Origin of the sequence: Paracoccus methylarcula (assembly GCF_003007735.2) — a bacterium.
Classification (GTDB): domain Bacteria; phylum Pseudomonadota; class Alphaproteobacteria; order Rhodobacterales; family Rhodobacteraceae; genus Paracoccus; species Paracoccus methylarcula.
Genome location: NZ_PXNQ02000010.1, coordinates 101,649 through 116,907 on the forward strand (window position 1 = coordinate 101,649; position 15,259 = coordinate 116,907).

General features: G+C 64.6%; 17 protein-coding genes and 1 pseudogene. 4 read left to right on the forward strand and 14 right to left on the reverse strand.

The annotated features are described in order from the left end of the window. From A7A09_RS15850 to A7A09_RS15865, 4 genes are all read left to right on the forward strand, one after another. Nucleotides 1–729: an SDR family oxidoreductase gene (locus tag A7A09_RS15850; RefSeq protein ID WP_106692307.1), complete on the forward strand. Its 729-nt coding sequence runs from the start codon at nt 1–3 to the stop codon at nt 727–729. Between the two features lie 221 nt (nt 730–950). Next, nucleotides 951–1,889, forward strand: coding sequence for an AEC family transporter (locus A7A09_RS15855; RefSeq protein WP_106692308.1), 939 nt, complete (start codon nt 951–953; stop codon nt 1,887–1,889). 215 nt (nt 1,890–2,104) lie between these two features. Then, nucleotides 2,105–3,823 carry a Na/Pi cotransporter family protein gene (locus A7A09_RS15860; protein WP_211341152.1) on the forward strand — a complete coding sequence of 573 codons (1,719 nt, stop codon included), beginning with the start codon at nt 2,105–2,107 and terminating at the stop codon, nt 3,821–3,823. Between the two features lie 85 nt (nt 3,824–3,908). Continuing rightward, nucleotides 3,909–5,198, forward strand: a complete 1,290-nt coding sequence (locus A7A09_RS15865; protein WP_106692309.1) for a PQQ-dependent sugar dehydrogenase — start codon at nt 3,909–3,911, stop codon at nt 5,196–5,198. 127 nt (nt 5,199–5,325) lie between these two features. Here the strand turns inward: A7A09_RS15865 and A7A09_RS15870 are convergent, their stop codons facing one another. From A7A09_RS15870 to A7A09_RS15935, 14 genes and pseudogenes are all read right to left on the reverse strand, one after another. After that, the gene (locus tag A7A09_RS15870) at nt 5,326–5,769 is read right to left on the reverse strand and encodes a PaaI family thioesterase (protein WP_106692386.1); all 444 of its coding nucleotides are present in this window, start codon (nt 5,767–5,769) and stop codon (nt 5,326–5,328) included. A 37-nt stretch (nt 5,770–5,806) separates the two neighbouring features. Continuing rightward, nucleotides 5,807–6,646, reverse strand: a complete 840-nt coding sequence (gene pdxY, locus A7A09_RS15875) for a pyridoxal kinase (RefSeq protein WP_106692387.1) — start codon at nt 6,644–6,646, stop codon at nt 5,807–5,809. Between the two features lie 5 nt (nt 6,647–6,651). Next, complete coding sequence (locus A7A09_RS15880) at nt 6,652–7,329, reverse strand: MOSC domain-containing protein (RefSeq protein WP_106692388.1); 678 nt, start codon at nt 7,327–7,329, stop codon at nt 6,652–6,654. A gap of 32 nt (nt 7,330–7,361) precedes the next feature. Next, nucleotides 7,362–7,745, reverse strand: a complete 384-nt coding sequence (gene rbsD, locus A7A09_RS15885; RefSeq protein WP_106692310.1) for a D-ribose pyranase — start codon at nt 7,743–7,745, stop codon at nt 7,362–7,364. 10 nt (nt 7,746–7,755) lie between these two features. Further along, nucleotides 7,756–8,940, reverse strand: coding sequence for a dipeptidase (locus A7A09_RS15890; protein ID WP_106692389.1), 1,185 nt, complete (start codon nt 8,938–8,940; stop codon nt 7,756–7,758). Nucleotides 8,941–9,041: 101 nt separating this feature from the next. Beyond that, the gene (locus A7A09_RS15895) at nt 9,042–9,515 is read right to left on the reverse strand and encodes a GNAT family N-acetyltransferase (RefSeq protein ID WP_106692311.1); all 474 of its coding nucleotides are present in this window, start codon (nt 9,513–9,515) and stop codon (nt 9,042–9,044) included. After that, the gene (locus A7A09_RS15900) at nt 9,512–11,326 is read right to left on the reverse strand and encodes a M3 family oligoendopeptidase (protein WP_106692312.1); all 1,815 of its coding nucleotides are present in this window, start codon (nt 11,324–11,326) and stop codon (nt 9,512–9,514) included. Before A7A09_RS15900 ends, A7A09_RS15895 begins: the two co-directional genes overlap by 4 nt. 211 nt (nt 11,327–11,537) lie before the next feature. Beyond that, nucleotides 11,538–11,759: a 50S ribosomal protein L31 gene (gene rpmE / locus A7A09_RS15905; protein WP_106692313.1), complete on the reverse strand. Its 222-nt coding sequence runs from the start codon at nt 11,757–11,759 to the stop codon at nt 11,538–11,540. Between the two features lie 13 nt (nt 11,760–11,772). Then, nucleotides 11,773–12,162: a 50S ribosomal protein L19 gene (rplS, locus tag A7A09_RS15910; protein WP_106692314.1), complete on the reverse strand. Its 390-nt coding sequence runs from the start codon at nt 12,160–12,162 to the stop codon at nt 11,773–11,775. Nucleotides 12,163–12,166: 4 nt separating this feature from the next. Beyond that, nucleotides 12,167–13,051 carry a tRNA (guanosine(37)-N1)-methyltransferase TrmD gene (trmD, locus tag A7A09_RS15915; RefSeq protein ID WP_106692315.1) on the reverse strand — a complete coding sequence of 295 codons (885 nt, stop codon included), beginning with the start codon at nt 13,049–13,051 and terminating at the stop codon, nt 12,167–12,169. Then, complete coding sequence (locus A7A09_RS15920) at nt 13,048–13,845, reverse strand: hypothetical protein (protein WP_106692316.1); 798 nt, start codon at nt 13,843–13,845, stop codon at nt 13,048–13,050. The genes trmD and A7A09_RS15920 overlap by 4 nt, the downstream gene beginning before the upstream one ends. Then, nucleotides 13,842–14,335, reverse strand: a pseudogene (rimM, locus tag A7A09_RS15925) (ribosome maturation factor RimM). Before rimM ends, A7A09_RS15920 begins: the two are co-directional and overlap by 4 nt. A gap of 197 nt (nt 14,336–14,532) precedes the next feature. Next, complete coding sequence (gene rpsP / locus A7A09_RS15930; RefSeq protein WP_106692317.1) at nt 14,533–14,904, reverse strand: 30S ribosomal protein S16; 372 nt, start codon at nt 14,902–14,904, stop codon at nt 14,533–14,535. A gap of 37 nt (nt 14,905–14,941) precedes the next feature. Further along, entirely contained in the window at nt 14,942–15,247 is a 306-nt protein-coding gene (locus tag A7A09_RS15935) for a chorismate mutase (protein WP_106692318.1), read from the reverse strand. Nucleotides 15,248–15,259 lie beyond the last annotated feature (12 nt).

A 15,259-nucleotide genomic window follows, 5' to 3' on the forward strand; every position in this document is an offset into this window, starting at 1 on the left:
ATGGCTGATTACGACAAGGGCCCCATCCTGGTCACCGGCGCCAGCGGCGGGATCGGCGGGGCCACGGTGCGGCTGCTTCGCGAGAAGGGGGCGGATGTCATCGCCGCAGGGCAGGACCGGGACAAGCTGGCGTCGCTGGCGCAAGAGACCGGCTGCCGCATCCTGGCTTTCGATCTGACCTCGGAGGAGAGTGTCGCGGGGGCATTGGGGGAGCTCGACCTTTGGGGCGTCGTGAATTGCGGCGGTTTCGGCGGCGAGATCGCTACGCCGATGGAGACCGACATTTCGGTCTTCGACAAGGTCATCTCGGTCAATGCGCGCGGTGCGCTGCTGGTCACCAAATACGCCTCGCGCAGCATGATCCGCTTGGGCCGGGGCGGCGCCATCGTCAATGTCTCGAGCCAGGCCGCGCTGGTAGCACTGCGGGGGCATATCTCCTACGGCGCCTCCAAGGCGGCGCTCGACAATATCACCCGGGTCTCGGCGCTGGAACTCGGGCCGCACGGGATCCGGGTGAACGGGGTGCATCCGACCGTGGTGATGACGCCGATGTCCGCCTGGTATTGGGGCCGCCCCGAGATCGAAAAACCCTTCCTTGAACAGATGCCCCTGGGACGGTGGGCGACCGAGGCCGAGATCGCCGCGCCCATCGCCTTTCTGCTGAGCGAGGGTGCTTCGATGATCAGCGGGATCGCGTTGCCGATTGATGGCGGTTACACCGCCGTCTGACGGATGCCGCGCCTATCGGGCGCAGCGGCGATTTCCCGGATCCAGTTAATGAGCCTGCCGGGCGAGGATCGGAGCTTCCTTTATCGCCCCGATGCGGTTTCAGTACTTATCGCGTGATTCCGACACCGGGCATGCGCCTTGGCCCTTGCGCCCGGATACGGGAAGGCATTCTCTGGTCCCGGCATCCGAAACCAAGCCCATACCACGAAGAGTCCTGCCCCATGCTTTCCAACCTGCTGATCGTGCTGCCGATCTTCGCCCTCGTCCTGACTGGCTGGCTGGCACGACAATTCGGGGCCCTCGGGCCGAATGCCACGCGCGAGGTCAACCGCGTCGTCGTCTACCTGGCATTGCCCGCGCTTCTGTTCGACATCACGGCGAATGCCGTTCCTTCCGAGATCTGGCAGCCGGGTTTTCTCGTTGCGTTCACGGCGGGATGCGCGGTGGTTTTCATCCTCACGATCGGGCTGCGGATGCGGCAGGGGGCGCCATTGGCGGATGCCGCTATCGACGGGCTGAACACGAGCTATGCGAATACCGGTTTCATGGGCTTCCCGCTGCTTCTGGCGGTCATCGGGGAAACGGCCATGGCGGCGACATTGGTCGCGACCATCGTCACCGCCTGCGTCCTTTTCGCGATTGCCATCATCCTGATCGAGAGCGGCCTGCAAGCCGAAACGCGCCGCCGCGACATCGCCCGGAAGATTTGCCTTTCGCTGGTCAGGAACCCGCTGCTCATCGCGCCGGTGCTGGGCGGGATCGTCATGGCGACAGGCTTGCGGCTTCCCGAAGCGCTCGACAGCTATCTGAAACTGCTTGGCGGTGCGGCCTCTCCCTGCGCGCTGATTGCCCTGGGGCTGTTTCTCGCCGACAATTCCGGGCGGCAGCCGCGCGCGGGAACGAAGGTCCAGACAATCCTGGTGGCGTTGAAGCTGATCGCCCAGCCCGCCGTCACGTGGATCATCGCCGTGCCGGTCCTGGGGCTTCCGGCGGAGACGGCGCATATCGCGGTGCTTCTTGCCGCGTTGCCGACCGGTACCGGACCCTTCATGCTGGCGGAATTCTACCAGCGTGAGGCATTGCTGACAGGCCGTGTCATCCTGATCACCACCATCCTGTCGGTCGGCACGCTGTCGCTTTACCTGGCCCTGGCTGGGTGAGCCGTGAAAAGCTCTTGTTCCGGTTCCGCGAGGGGCGAAGCCCTGTCAACTCTTGCAGTGCCGCCGCGCGCCGGTACATTCGGCTTTCATGCCGCCTTGCCGCGCCCCCGGCTGGCGCGAAACGCCCGGCGGTGTCATGGTCCAGACGGTCCTTTTTGAAAGCCGCGGATCCGAAGGGCATCGATCATGCCCGGTAAAGGAAAGTCGCAAGCAAGATGCAGGATAGCCAGATCATCCTTTTCATCCTTCACATCGCCGGTGCGGCAGCCCTTCTGATCTGGGCGGTTCGTCTTGTCCGGACCGGGGTGGAACGGGCATTTTCCACGCAGTTGAGGCTCTGGCTGCGGCGTTCGACCAAAAGCCGGTTCCTTGCGGCGGGCATGGGAACGGCGGCGGCGATCTTTCTTCAAAGCTCGACAGCGGTGGCGATCATGGTGTCGAATTTCGTGTCGCGCGGAAGCATCGCCACCGGGGTAGGACTGGCGATCCTGCTTGGCGCGGATATCGGTTCGGCCATCGTGGCGCAGATCCTGCTGCTGCGGCAGGATTTCCTTGTTCCGCTGCTCTTGCTTGTCGGCGTGGTGCTGTTCCTGCGCGGGGATCGGCCGCGCAGCAGGCAGATCGGGCGCATCCTGATCGGGCTGGCGCTGATCTTCGTCTCGCTCGACATGATCCGTGCCGCCACGGCGCCGCTTCTGGACAGCAGTGGCACCCTGGCGGTGATGCAATATCTTGGCCGTGACGGGCTGACCGCATTCGTGATCGGCGCGGTCTTCGCGTGGGTCGTCCATTCCAGCGTCGCCGCCATCCTGCTGGTGGTGACGCTCGTTGCCCAGGGGCTGCTGCCGGCATATGGCGCGGCGGCCATGGTGCTGGGGGCGAATCTGGGCGGGGCCTTCATTGCCTATGTGCTGACCCTGACCAGCCCGCTTCCGGCAAGGCGCATGGTCGTGTTCAACCTCGTCCTGAGAGGGGGGCTGGCTGCTCTGGTCCTGGTCGGACTGACCATGAATACGGCTGTGCTCGGCTGGCTGGGGCAGGCAGAGGCGCGGCAGGTCATCAACCTGCATCTCGCCTTCAACCTTGCCCTTGCCGCCCTGTCGTTGCCGTTCCTTGGCCCGATCGCGCGTCTCGCGGAATTCGCGATGCCCGAACGTCCCGATCCGGTGGGGGAGCTTGGCCCCGCAACCGCATTGGACGATTCCGCGCTCGACAAGCCCGATCAGGCGCTGGTCTGCGCCGCGCGCGAAATCCTGGCGATGGGGCAGGCGATCGAGATCATGTTGCGCGCCGTCGGCGGGCTTTACGACAGATGGGATGCGGGCACGGCAGAGGGGATCAGTAAACGCGGTGAAACCGTGAGCAAGATGCATTTCGATCTCAAGCTGTTCCTGGCCCGCCTCAACCGCCGCGAACTGGATGAAGAGGGGAGCCAGCGTTCCATGGAACTGGCCTCTCTCGCGGTCAGTTTCGATGCCGCCGCGGAACTGGTTTCGCGCAACCTGGCGGGGCTGGCAAAGCGGCTGCATGCCGAAGGGGTCGCCTTCTCCAGGCCCGGGCAAGAGGAAATCAGCGATTTCCACGACCGGGTGCTGGGCAATGTGCAATTGGCGCTGAATGTCATGATGACCCAGAATCCCGAGGAGGCGCGCGAACTGGTCGCCGCCAAGGACAAGGTCCGCGACGTGGAGCAGCATCTGCAGCGCAACCATCTTGGTCGCCTGCGCGAGGGGCTTGCGGAAAGTATCGAAACAAGCAGTATTCACCAGGAGACATTGCGGGCTCTGAAGCAGGTGAACACATCCTTCACGATGGTCGGCTATCCGATATTGACCCGGACGGGGGATCTGCTTTCCAGCCGCCTTTCAGGCGCCGAGGCGGAATCGGAAGACCGGCCGAAGAAACGGGGGAAAGGGCGGCGTTCCCGATCTTAGGCGGGGTAACCGGTCTTGCCGATATGCGGTTTCCGGCCCGGTCAACCTGCCTTAACCTGCGAACTGGAACACGAGGGAGAAGAATATGGATTTCATGGCAAAAGCCACGGCCATCGTGGGCGGAATCATGGTCCGGATGCGGCAGGCAAGTGCTCCGCGCGATCAGGCCGTGGGCGCTGAACCCGCGATTCCCGGCGCCCAGGCCCAGGGCATCATGACCCTCAAGATGCCCTCGGCAAAGGGATGGGAGCCGGGGCAGAAGCCCAAGGCGGCGCCGGGCTTGAAGGTCAACGCCTTCGCCGAGGGGCTGGAGCATCCACGCTGGATCGAGGTCCTGCCGAATGGCGATGTGCTGGTCGCGGAATCGCTGCTGGAGGCCGGGCCGCCGAAAGGGCTGTTCGAACGGGCGATGCAGGCGACGATGCGGCGCGCCCATGCCATCGGGGTCAGCGCGAACCGTATTTCGCTATGGCGCGATGGCGACGGCGACGGCGTCGCGGAGTTTCGCGAGGCGTTCCTGGAAGGGCAGCGCCAGCCCTTCGGCATGGCGCTGGTGGACGGCAATTTCTATGTCGGCAATACCGATGGCATCGTCAGGTTCCCCTATGAGGAGGGCGTCACACGGCTGACCGGCTCCGGCGAGCGGTTGGTGGAGTTCAAACCGGGCGGTCACTGGACCCGCAGCCTGATCGTCTCGCCGGACCGGAGCAGGATCTATGCCGGTGTGGGCTCGCTTTCGAATATCGGCGACGAGGGGATGGAAGCCGAGGAAGGCCGTGCCGCGATATGGGAGCTGGACCTGGCCAGCGGCGAGGCGCGCATATTCGCCTCGGGTCTGCGTAACCCGGTCGGCCTGGCATGGGAGCCGGTGACCGGCAAGCTGTGGACCGTTGTCAACGAACGCGACGGGCTGGGCGACGAGACCCCGCCCGACTACCTGACATCGGTGCAGGATGGCGGATTCTATGGCTGGCCCTATTGCTATTGGGGGCAGATCGTCGACGATCGCGTGCCGCAGGATCCGGAACTGGTGGCCCGCGCGATCACCCCGGATTACGCGCTTGGCGGGCATACCGCTTCGCTTGGCCTGTGCTGGATGCCCGAAGGCACCTTGCCCGGTTTCCCCGATGGCATGGTCATCGGGCAGCACGGGTCCTGGAACCGCTCGACCCTCAGCGGCTACAAGCTGATCTTCGTGCCATTCCGCGATGGCCGTCCTGCCGGTGAACCGCGTGACATCCTGTGGGGATTCCTGTCCGAGGATGAGAAGTTCTCTTATGGCCGTCCGGTTGGCGTGACCATCGGGCCGGACAAGACCTCGCTGCTGATGGCCGATGACGTCGGCAACGTGATCTGGCGTGTGACCGGGGCGTAGCGCATCACGCCCTGACCGAAGCGCCGCGCCTGCATGCCGCGAAGGCCGGGGTTCCACCCCGGACCCCGGGATATTTTACATGAAGAAGAAAGGGGGCTTGCTCCTGGATGGGGCCTCTTGTCCTGCTTCAAGCCTCGCCCTGCACCCGGATCAGGGTCTGCATGCCGGTGGCGACATGGACCTGCTGCCCGTTATCCACGGCCCAGACATCGAGCTGGCACACTGTCAGGGTGCGGCCCGGCTTGATCACGCGCCCCATTGCCTCCAGCCTTTCGCCCCGGGCCGGGTTGATCAGATTCAGCTTGAACTCGACCGTCAGCACGGCGCTGCCCTCGGGAAACAGCGTATAGGCCGCGTAGCCGCCTGCGGTATCGGCAATGGCCGAACTGCCGCCCGCGTGGAAATAGCCGTGCTGCTGGGTCAGTTCCGGCCGAAAGGGCAGGGTCAGCGTCACCTGTCCTGCCCGGATCCCGGTCATCTGGGCCCCCAGATGCGCCATCAGCCCCTGCCGGTTGAAGCTGTCGCGCACCCGGCGGATGATGTTCTCGTCCAGTTCCGCCCCGATCTCCATCTGCATCTCCTTCCTGAACCGCGCGATGGCGGAAAACCTAAAGCTCCAGCAATGCCCGGCGGAATCCCGGCTCGAACAGGACCACTTCGCGTGCGCCGAGATGGCGGGCATGGTCCAGCGCCCGGCCCGTCAGTTCCTGCGCCAGTTCGACCGCATCGGGCAGGGAACGGCCCTTGCCCAGCCCCGCCACGACCAGCCCGGCAAAGAGATCCCCGGTGCCGGGCAGGGCGACGGGGATATGCGGGGTTGGATGGCGGCTGAGTCCGTCGGGGCCAAGGATCACCGTTTCCAGAAGGCCCTTGCGCGTGTCCTGCAATTCGCAGCCGGTGGCGATCAGCCGTGCACCGGAGGCCAGGTTCAGGGCGGCGCCGGCCTGCCGCAAATCCTCCAGCGTAACGATGGGTTGGCCAGTCAAGTGCCCCAGTTCGAAGGAATTCGGCGTTGCGATATCGGCCAGCGGCAAGAGCCCGTCCCGCATCACCCCGGCGATCTCTTCGGGCACATAGAGGCCCGGCGCATGATCGCCCATCACCGGATCGCAGATATAGATCAGCGCGGGATTGGCCTGCTTGCAGCGCGCCACGAAATCGGCCAGGAGGCGGGCCACCTCGACCGAGCCGGTATAGCCCGACATCAGATAGGCCGCGCGCTGCGGCAGGCCGCGTTCCTCGGCCCCCAGCAGCAGGTCGGCGAAAAGATCGGGCGGGACGGGGGCGCCGCGCAGGGTCGGATAGTCCGGGGTGTTCGAGAAAATCACCGTGGGAATGGCGGCGATCTCCAGCCCGGCGGCCTGCATCGGAAACAGCGCAGCCGAATTGCCGACATGGCCATGCACGACCTGGCTTTGAACCGAGATCACCAGCGGCGGTCTTGCAATCTGCGTCATGAGGAACCCTCCAGCCTCCTGCTCCAATCCTCTACCTGACCGCTTTCGAGGCGCCGCCGCGCGTGACGCCGCCAGCCCTCGGCCAACACATCCAGCGATGCCATCCGCGACAGGTCGTCAGGGTTCAACCGCTCGACATACATCACATGCCAGAGGCGGCGAATGGTCCAGTCCGGCGCGGAGCGATCGATCAGGACAAGCGCGTCCCCCGGCGCGACGATGCCCGGCTCCACCACGCGATAATACCAGCCGGTCCGCCCGCTGCCCTGAACGCAGCGCGCCATGTCGGCGATTCCGAAACGGTGATTCAGCTTCCAGCAGGGCTGGCGGCCCTGCGAGACCTGCAAAACGGCCCGGCCAAGGCGGAACGTGTCGCCCACCGCCACATCCGCCTCGGTCAGCCCCGTAGTGGAGATGTTCTCGCCAAATGCGCCCGGTTCATCCAGCAACGGATGCGCTCCGATCTCGTCCCGCCAGACCGGGTAATGATCGCGCGGATAATGATGCACGGCCTTCTCGGGGCCGCCATGCACGCGCCGGTCGGCCTGTTGATCGCCTGCAAGACCCTCCGGCCCCAGCATGAGCGGCGCTTCCACGGGCGATTTCGCAATCCCGCTGGGGCGATCCGAGCCGGCAAGTGTGGCGGCTTTTCCAGTCAACAGTATGGTCTTCATCTGGCTGTCCCCTCCATCGATCCCGGCTGCGCTCAGAACGCCACGCCGGACCACAGGCAGATATTCGCATAGGGCGTGAACTCTCCGGTCCTGACGATGGCCCGTGCGCCCTTGCTGGCCTGCTTCAGATCGTCATGGGACAGCCGTTCCAGCATCCCGATCTGCCGCATGGAGAAGCGGTTGATCAGACCCGGATCGGCCTCAACCGTGGCGGCGGAACGTTCGACGGTCAGTTCCGACAGCACCGCGTCCAGCACCTCGAAAAAGCCGGGCACGCCGCCGGTCACGGCCAGGTCGATACAGCGCACCCCCGGCGGAACGGGCAGGCCGGCATCGCCGATGACCAGCAGGTCGCCATGGCCCATCGCCGCGATCAGCCCCGACAGTTCCGCATTCTGCAAGGTTCCGCGTTTCATCCCGACCCCCTCAAGTCCCGCTTGGCAGAACATCCGCCAGGTAGCGCATCATGTTGCCGCCCATCACCTTGGCGATCTGCGCCTCGCTCAATCCCGCATCCATCAGCGCCTGAGTCAAGGCAGACAGATGCGCGGCATCGAAAGGCGCATCGACCGAGCCGTCGTAATCCGACCCAAGCGAGACATGATCCTCGCCCACAAGCGCGATCGCGGCCCTGATCGCCGCCGCGATATCGGCAGGGGTCCGGCCGCAGACCACATCGGCCCAGTAGCCGATCCCGATCAGCCCGCCCTTGCCTGCGATCCGTTTCACCAGGGCATCGTCGAGATTGCGATGGCTGGCGCAATGCCCGTGAATGCCGGTATGCGACAGGATCGGGCGCGCGCCCTCGATGGCCAGCACATCCTCGACCATCCGTGGCGAGGCATGGGCGAGGTCGATCACCATGCCCTTTTCCATCATCGCCTCGACCACCTGATACCCGAACTCCGTCAGCCCGGCACCGCTGCCGCCCTCGCCATGCAGGCTGCCGCCCAACTCGTTGTCGAAGAAATGCGTCAGCCCTATGAGCCGGAAGCCCGCGTCATAGAGGACATCCAGATTGGCCAGTTCGCCTTCCAGCGGATGCCCGCCCTCTGAACCCAGCATCACGCCCAGAACCCGTTCGCCTCCGGCGCGGTCCGCCAGAAGATCCGCCAGATCCTCGCGCGTGCGAATGATGCGCAGCAGGTCGGGCGCCTTCTCGGCCATCTGCCGCAGATCCTCGGCCTGCACCAGCGCCCGCCCGCGCAAGGAAAACCATGACCGGACAGGGCGAAGCTGTCCCATGAAGAGCGGGGTGATATTGTCCGGCGCCTCGGTGCTGTTCTGGTCGTAATTCTGCCCGCGCGGGCTTTTCGTCACGGTCGTATAGACCTGCAATGCGACGTTGCCTTCCAGCAGCCGGGGAATATCGGTATGGCCGCGCGCCCCGCGTTCCAGCAGATCCCGGTCCCACAGCAGCGAGTCGGCATGCCAGTCGCCGATCACCAGATCCCGGTGCAGGGCCTCGGCCTCTTCCGAAACCGGCCAGCCCTCTTCAGGCATGCTCACCGGGTTCATGCTGCGCTCGACATAGCCGGGAGCGAAAGTGAAGAATGCGATGGCCGCAATGATCAGAAAAGTGGCAATTCCCAGTAAAATCCGCTTCAGCATTCCCTGCTCCCCTCGGTCCGGCCCAAGACGGCCCTTCTTCTTCATACAAATATCCGCGGGGGAGGGCGCGCCGCATGGCGCGGCCGGGGGCGGCAGCCCCCTTACCCCAATGGCATGAACATGATCAGTTGCGGCCCGGCATTGCCATGTGGCCAGATATCCCCGGTCTCATTGAAGCCCGCCTTGCGATAAGCAGCGATCGCAGCCGGATTGGCCATGTTGACGGTCAGCCAAACCCGCGCCTTGCCCGGATAGATGGGCGACAGATAGCCTTGCAATGCCGCCATGGCGGTGGTTCCGATGCCGCGCCCCTGCCGGTTGCGATCCAGGATCACCCCGCGCAGGCCGAGGTCATCGGCTTGCGCGAAATCATGGCGCAGGTGATAGGCGCGGTCGATCTTGAACAGCCCGACCGCTTCTTCACCTTCCCGAATCTCGTGCAGATCGACCGTCGCCTCGGGCTCGGCCAATGCCGCGCCAACGGTCCCGGCGAAACGCTCCTGGTCCGCCCGGACCGCGATATGCGCGACCCGGCCCGCATCCCGCCGGTCCAGCGGATGCAGCGAAACCGTCACTCCAGCGCTTCCAACTCGTCGATGAATCCTTCGATCATCGACAGCCCCTTGTCCCAGAAGGCCGGGTCCGAGGCATCAAGCCCGAACGGAGCCAGCAATTCCTTGTGATGCTTCGATCCACCGGCTGACAGCATCTCGAAATATTTCCCCTGGAAATCCGGCAAGCCATCTTCATAGGCAGCGTAAAGCGCGTTCACCAACCCGTCTCCGAATGCATAGGCATAGACATAGAAGGGCGAATGGACGAAATGCGGCACATAGGTCCAGAAGGTCTCGTAGCCCGGCATGAATTCAAAGACCGGCCCAAGCGATTCCGCCTGAACCGACATCCACAGCGCGTTGATGTCATCGGGGGTCAGTTCGCCCTCGGCGCGGGCAGCATGCAGTTTGCATTCGAAATCGTAGAAGGCGATCTGGCGGACCACCGTGTTGATCATGTCCTCGACCTTGCCCGCCAGCAGGGTCTTTTTCTGCGCCGGATCGGTGGTCTTGGCCAGCAGCGCCCGGAAGGTCAGCATCTCGCCGAAGACCGAGGCCGTCTCGGCCAGTGTCAGCGGCGTCGAGGCCAGCAACTCGCCCTGATCCGCCGCCAGCCGCTGATGGACGCCATGGCCCAGTTCATGCGCCAGCGTCATCACGTCGCGCGGCTTGCCAAGGTAGTTCAGCATCACATAGGGATGCACGGTCGTCACCGTCGGATGCGCGAATGCACCCGGAGCCTTGCCGGGCTTGACCCCCGCGTCGATCCAGCCCTTGTCAAAGAACGGCTCGGCCAGTTCGGCCAGCCGCGGCGAGAAACCGGCATAGGCGTCCAGGACCGTGCTGCGGGCCTCGTCCCAACCGATGGTCCGGGGCGCTTCGGTCGGCAGGGGCGCGTTGCGGTCCCAGACTTGCAGCTTGTCCAGTCCCAGCCAGCGCGCCTTGAGCGCGTAATAGCGATGCGACAGGCGCGGATAGGCGCGGGTCACGGCATCGCGCAATGCCTCGACCACCTCGGGTTCGACATGGTTCGACAGGTGCCGGCCATATTGCGGCGTGGGCATCTTGCGCCACTTGTCCTCGATGGCCTTTTCCTTGGCCAGCGTGTTGTGGATGCGCGCGAACAGCTTGACATTGTCGCCAAAGACCTTGGCCAGCGCATGGGCGGCGGTCTCTCGCTTGGCACGGTCATGCTCGGTCAGCAGGTTCAGCGTCGATTCCATTCCCATGCGCTCGCCGTCCACCTCGAATTCCAGCGCCGCCGTGGTTTCGTCGAAGAGCCGGTTCCATGCCGCCGCGCCCACGACGGAATTGTCATGCAGGAACTGCTCCAACTCGTCGGAAAGCTGGTGCGGGCGCATGGCCCGCATCCGGTCGAAAACCGGCTTGTAGCGGGCCGGGCCGTCAGCGGCGGCAAAGACCGCTTCATAGGTCTCGTCGGGAATGCGGTTGAATTCGAGGCTGAAGAACACCAGCGGCGTGGTGATATCGGTGATCCGCCCTTGCAGGTCGCCCATCAGCTTGGCGCGTTCCGCGTCGGTGGTATTCTGGTAATAGCGCAGCCCGGCAAAGGACATGATCCGCCCGGCGGTGATGTCGATCCGCTCATAGGCCTGGATGCAGGCCAGCATCTCGGGCGCGGACAGATCGGCCAGCTTGCCCTGGTAACGCGCGGCGAAATCCTGCGCTTCCTTCGTCAGACGCTCGATATCGGCGGTCAGTTCCGGAGCATCCGGGGCAGGATAGAGATCGCTCAGGTCCCATTCGGGAAGCTGCCCGAGTTCATTGCCTTTCGCCATGTCCCTGGAATCGAATGTCACATGTCCTGCCATCTTCGGTCCTTTCTCGATTGCCCTAGATGTGGACCGTAAGCAAGCTGCCTGCAAGGCTCGGGATGCGCTTTGACCGGATTGCCGTCGGGTCGGGGCGTGGTGGTTTCGGGGCAGGGTGCGGTGACGGCCCGGCGGCGATCACCACCCGGTCCCGCAAAAGGAAAACGCCGCCCCTTGGGACGGCGTTTTACATCGCAACAGCCTGGCTGGATCAGAAGCCCAGTCCGGCATATTTCGATTTGAACTTCGACACGCGGCCACCGGCGTCCATCAGCCGCGAGGAGCCGCCGGTCCATGCCGGATGCGAGGTCGGGTCGATGTCGAGCGTCATCGTGTCACCTTCGGACCCCCAGCTGGAGCGGGTCTGATAGGTGGTGCCGTCGGTCATCTTGACCTCGATCAGGTGGTAGTCGGGATGGATATCCTTTTTCATCGGGGGCCTCCGTTCACGCGTTTGCTTCAGCGCCCGACTTGGGCTTGTAGTTGGTTTTCTCGACGATGCGGGCGGATTTACCACGGCGATCGCGCAGGTAATACAGCTTGGCGCGGCGGACCTTGCCGCGGCGGACGACCGTGATCGCGTCGATATTGGTCGAGTAGAGCGGGAAGACACGTTCCACACCCTCGCCAAAGCTGATCTTGCGGACGGTGAAGCTGGCGCCGATGCCGCTGCCGCCCTTGCGCGAGATGCAGACGCCTTCATAGTTCTGCACGCGGGTCCGGGTGCCCTCGGTCACCTTGTAGCCGACGCGGATGGTGTCGCCGGCCTTGAAGTCCGGGATGGTCTTGCCAAGCTCGGCGATTTGCTCGGCTTCGAGTTCTGCGATCAGATTCATCGCTTCATTCCTTTTCTGGCTCGCGGTGGCCCCGCGATTGGTCTGATGCGCCCGAGAGCTGTCGGTCCTTTGCCGGGTCCATGTCCGACGCCTGTCCGGGATGCTTCCCGGCTGCGTCGGCCCATGCCCGCCACAGGTCGGGGCGGCGTTCCTTGGTCAGCCTTTCGGCCTCTGCTTCCCTCCAAGCGGCAATGGCCGCGTGATTTCCGGACAGCAGGACCTCCGGTATCTCGCGGCCTTCCCATTGGGCGGGCTTCGTATACTGAGGATGTTCCAGAAGACCCCGGTTGCCGATGGAAAAGGACTCCTCGGCCAGCGAATCCTGATTCCCCAGCACGCGCGGTATAAGCCGAACCGTCGCGTCGATCAAGACCTGAGCGGCGATCTCTCCTCCGGTCAGGACATAATCGCCGATGCTGACCTCCTCGACATCATGGGCATCAAGGACGCGCTGGTCAACACCTTCGAAACGCCCGCATATCAGGGTCACGCCGGGACCTTCCGCCAGGGCGCGGGCGCGGGACTGGGTCAGGGGGCGGCCGCGGGGGGACATGTAGAGGACCGGACCGGCGGGGCCGCCCCGTTTCGCGTCGCGCAGCGCCGCGTCCATGACATCGGCGCGGATCACCATGCCCGCACCGCCGCCCGCCGGGGTGTCATCGACATTGCGATGCTTACCCACTCCGAATTCGCGCAGCGGGATGGTCTGCAGGTTCCACAATCCCTGCGCCAGGGCCTTGCCGGTCAGCGACAGGCCGAGAATGCCGGGGAATGCCTCGGGGAAGAGCGTCACGATCCTTGCGGTCCAGACCCCCCTGACCTGCGGCTCGGCCATCAATTCGCGCGGGCGAAGGCTGGGTTTCGCTGTCAGGCGGCCATGGGATTTCATCGCTGGTATTCCTTTGCGGGCACGCCACGCAGCATTGCCTGCTTGGCTGCAGCCAGGGCATCCTCGTCCAGATCGCTGCGATTCAGCGCGATCAGGCGGTCGATCAGCTCGGGTGCGGGGCTGCGATGGTGATGCGTGGCAGGGCGAAGCATCCGGTTGTCCGGCAGGTTCAGGAAATCGACGAAAACCTGCGCAAGGCCGAAGGGCTGGTCGGCCAGCGCCTCCATCCCGTTCACCTGCAGGTCGAGATCGGGCAGAGCAGCAGGGATCGCTGTCAATGTGCGCTCGAACCCGTTCCCGGCCAAGCGGGCGGAAAAGTTGTCACGATCCTCGGTCAGCCGGACCGCCCTGATCTTGCGGGCCAGATGGGCATGGATGCTGATGGCCCAGTCCTGCGGATCGCGGGTCGTTAGCCAGACGGTCAGTCGCGGCGGTTTCGGCAGGATCTGCAGGGTCTCCCGATAGGTGTCGATGAGCGTCGCGGCATGGGGATAGGGATCGGCACCTTGCGCGCGCGGCATCGGCCCCAGCAGGTTCTCGTCGCTGATGATCAGGTCGCGGTCGCCAAGCGGCAGGGCGGCAAGAAGTTGCTGGAAATCCTCGCGGATCACCTGCAGCACATCGCGGTCGCCCAATTGGTGAAAGCGCCAGGCCCAACGAGAGATCTCGCGTGTCTGGGCGGGCAGCAAGATTGCCGCAGCCGGTTCGATCGCGGCGCGGTTGTCTTCAAGGAATTTCTGCAGGCTGGTGGTGCCGGTCTTGTGCAGCCCCAGATGCAGCAGGACCCGGGTCATTCGTCCGAGCCGGGCGGGTCCGCGATGATCCTGCCCGCCCTGAGATCGACGGTGGGGATAACGGCGCGGGTGAAGGGCAGCAGAAGCTGTTCGCGGCCGGTGACTTCAAGGATGTCGCCCGCGCGTGATCATAGATCGCGCGGACGCGGCCCAGGGACTGACCACCGGTGTCGAAGACCTCCAGCCCGATCAGGTCGGCATGGTAGAACTCATCGTCCGGCAGCGAGGGCAGGGCTTCGCGCGGGGCCCAGAGGGTCGTGCCGCGCAGTGCCTCGGCCTGTTCACGGGTCGAGACGCCCGAGAGACGCGCGCCGATACCACCGGTGACGGGGCGGGTCAGCTTGACGGTGAAGGAGTGTTTTCCGTCCTCGGTCGTCAGCGGACCGTAGCCGGCGATGTCGCGGGGGTCCGAGCAAAAGCTTTTCAGCCGCACCTCGCCCTTGACGCCAAAGGCTCCGGCGATGGCTCCGACGCAGATCTTATCGGACATGGCCTATTTCTCCCCGCAAAACCCGGCGCGCAGCCGGATGCCGCCGGAAGTCTCGCACAAATCCCTTTGATGCGAACGCTCGAACATCATCCCGGCCACGAAAACGGACAGGCCGAGGAAGACAAGGCGAAACAACCGGAACATGCGATGGCCGCAGCAGGCAGGCCCGGCCGGATGGCGCGGGCCTGCGCAGGCGATTACTCGGCGGCTTCGTCAGCCGGAGCTTCGGCGGGTGCGGCCTTGGCGGCCTTTTCTTCGGCGCGCTTCTTGGCTTTCTCGCCGGGCTCGGCCTTTTTCATGTTCTTGCGCTCGGCCTTTTCCTTGGCGCCAGCGGCTTCGAGGAAGCGGGCGATGCGGTCGGTCGGCTGTGCGCCCTGGCCCAGCCAGTACTGGACACGTTCCATGTCCATCTTGACGCGGTCTTCGCTGTCTTTCGGCAGAAGCGGGTTATAGGTGCCCAGCTTTTCCAGGAAACGGCCGTCGCGCGGCATGCGCGAATCGGTTGCGACGATGGCGTAATGGGGGCGCTTCTTGCTGCCGCCACGGGCCAGACGGATTTTCATTGCCATTGGTATTCTCCTTTGAAATGGCGGGGGGAGGGCGTTTTCACTTGCCCTCGGGTTGCAGTCCTTCGTGATGCCGGATCACTTCGGCGATCACGAAATTCAGGAATTTGCGCGCGAATTCCGGGTCGAGATCGGCCTCGCGCGCGAGGCGTTCCAGCCGTTCGATCTGCTGCGCTTCGCGCGTCGGATCGGAGGGAGGAAGGTCATGGGCGGCCTTGAGACGGCCGACGGATTGGGTGTGCTTGAACCGTTCGGCCAGCGTATAGACGAGGATCGCGTCCAGCCGGTCGATGCTGGCGCGATGCTCTTTCAGCAATTCGGCGGCGCGGGTGACGGGATCGGTCATGCGCTGGCTCCT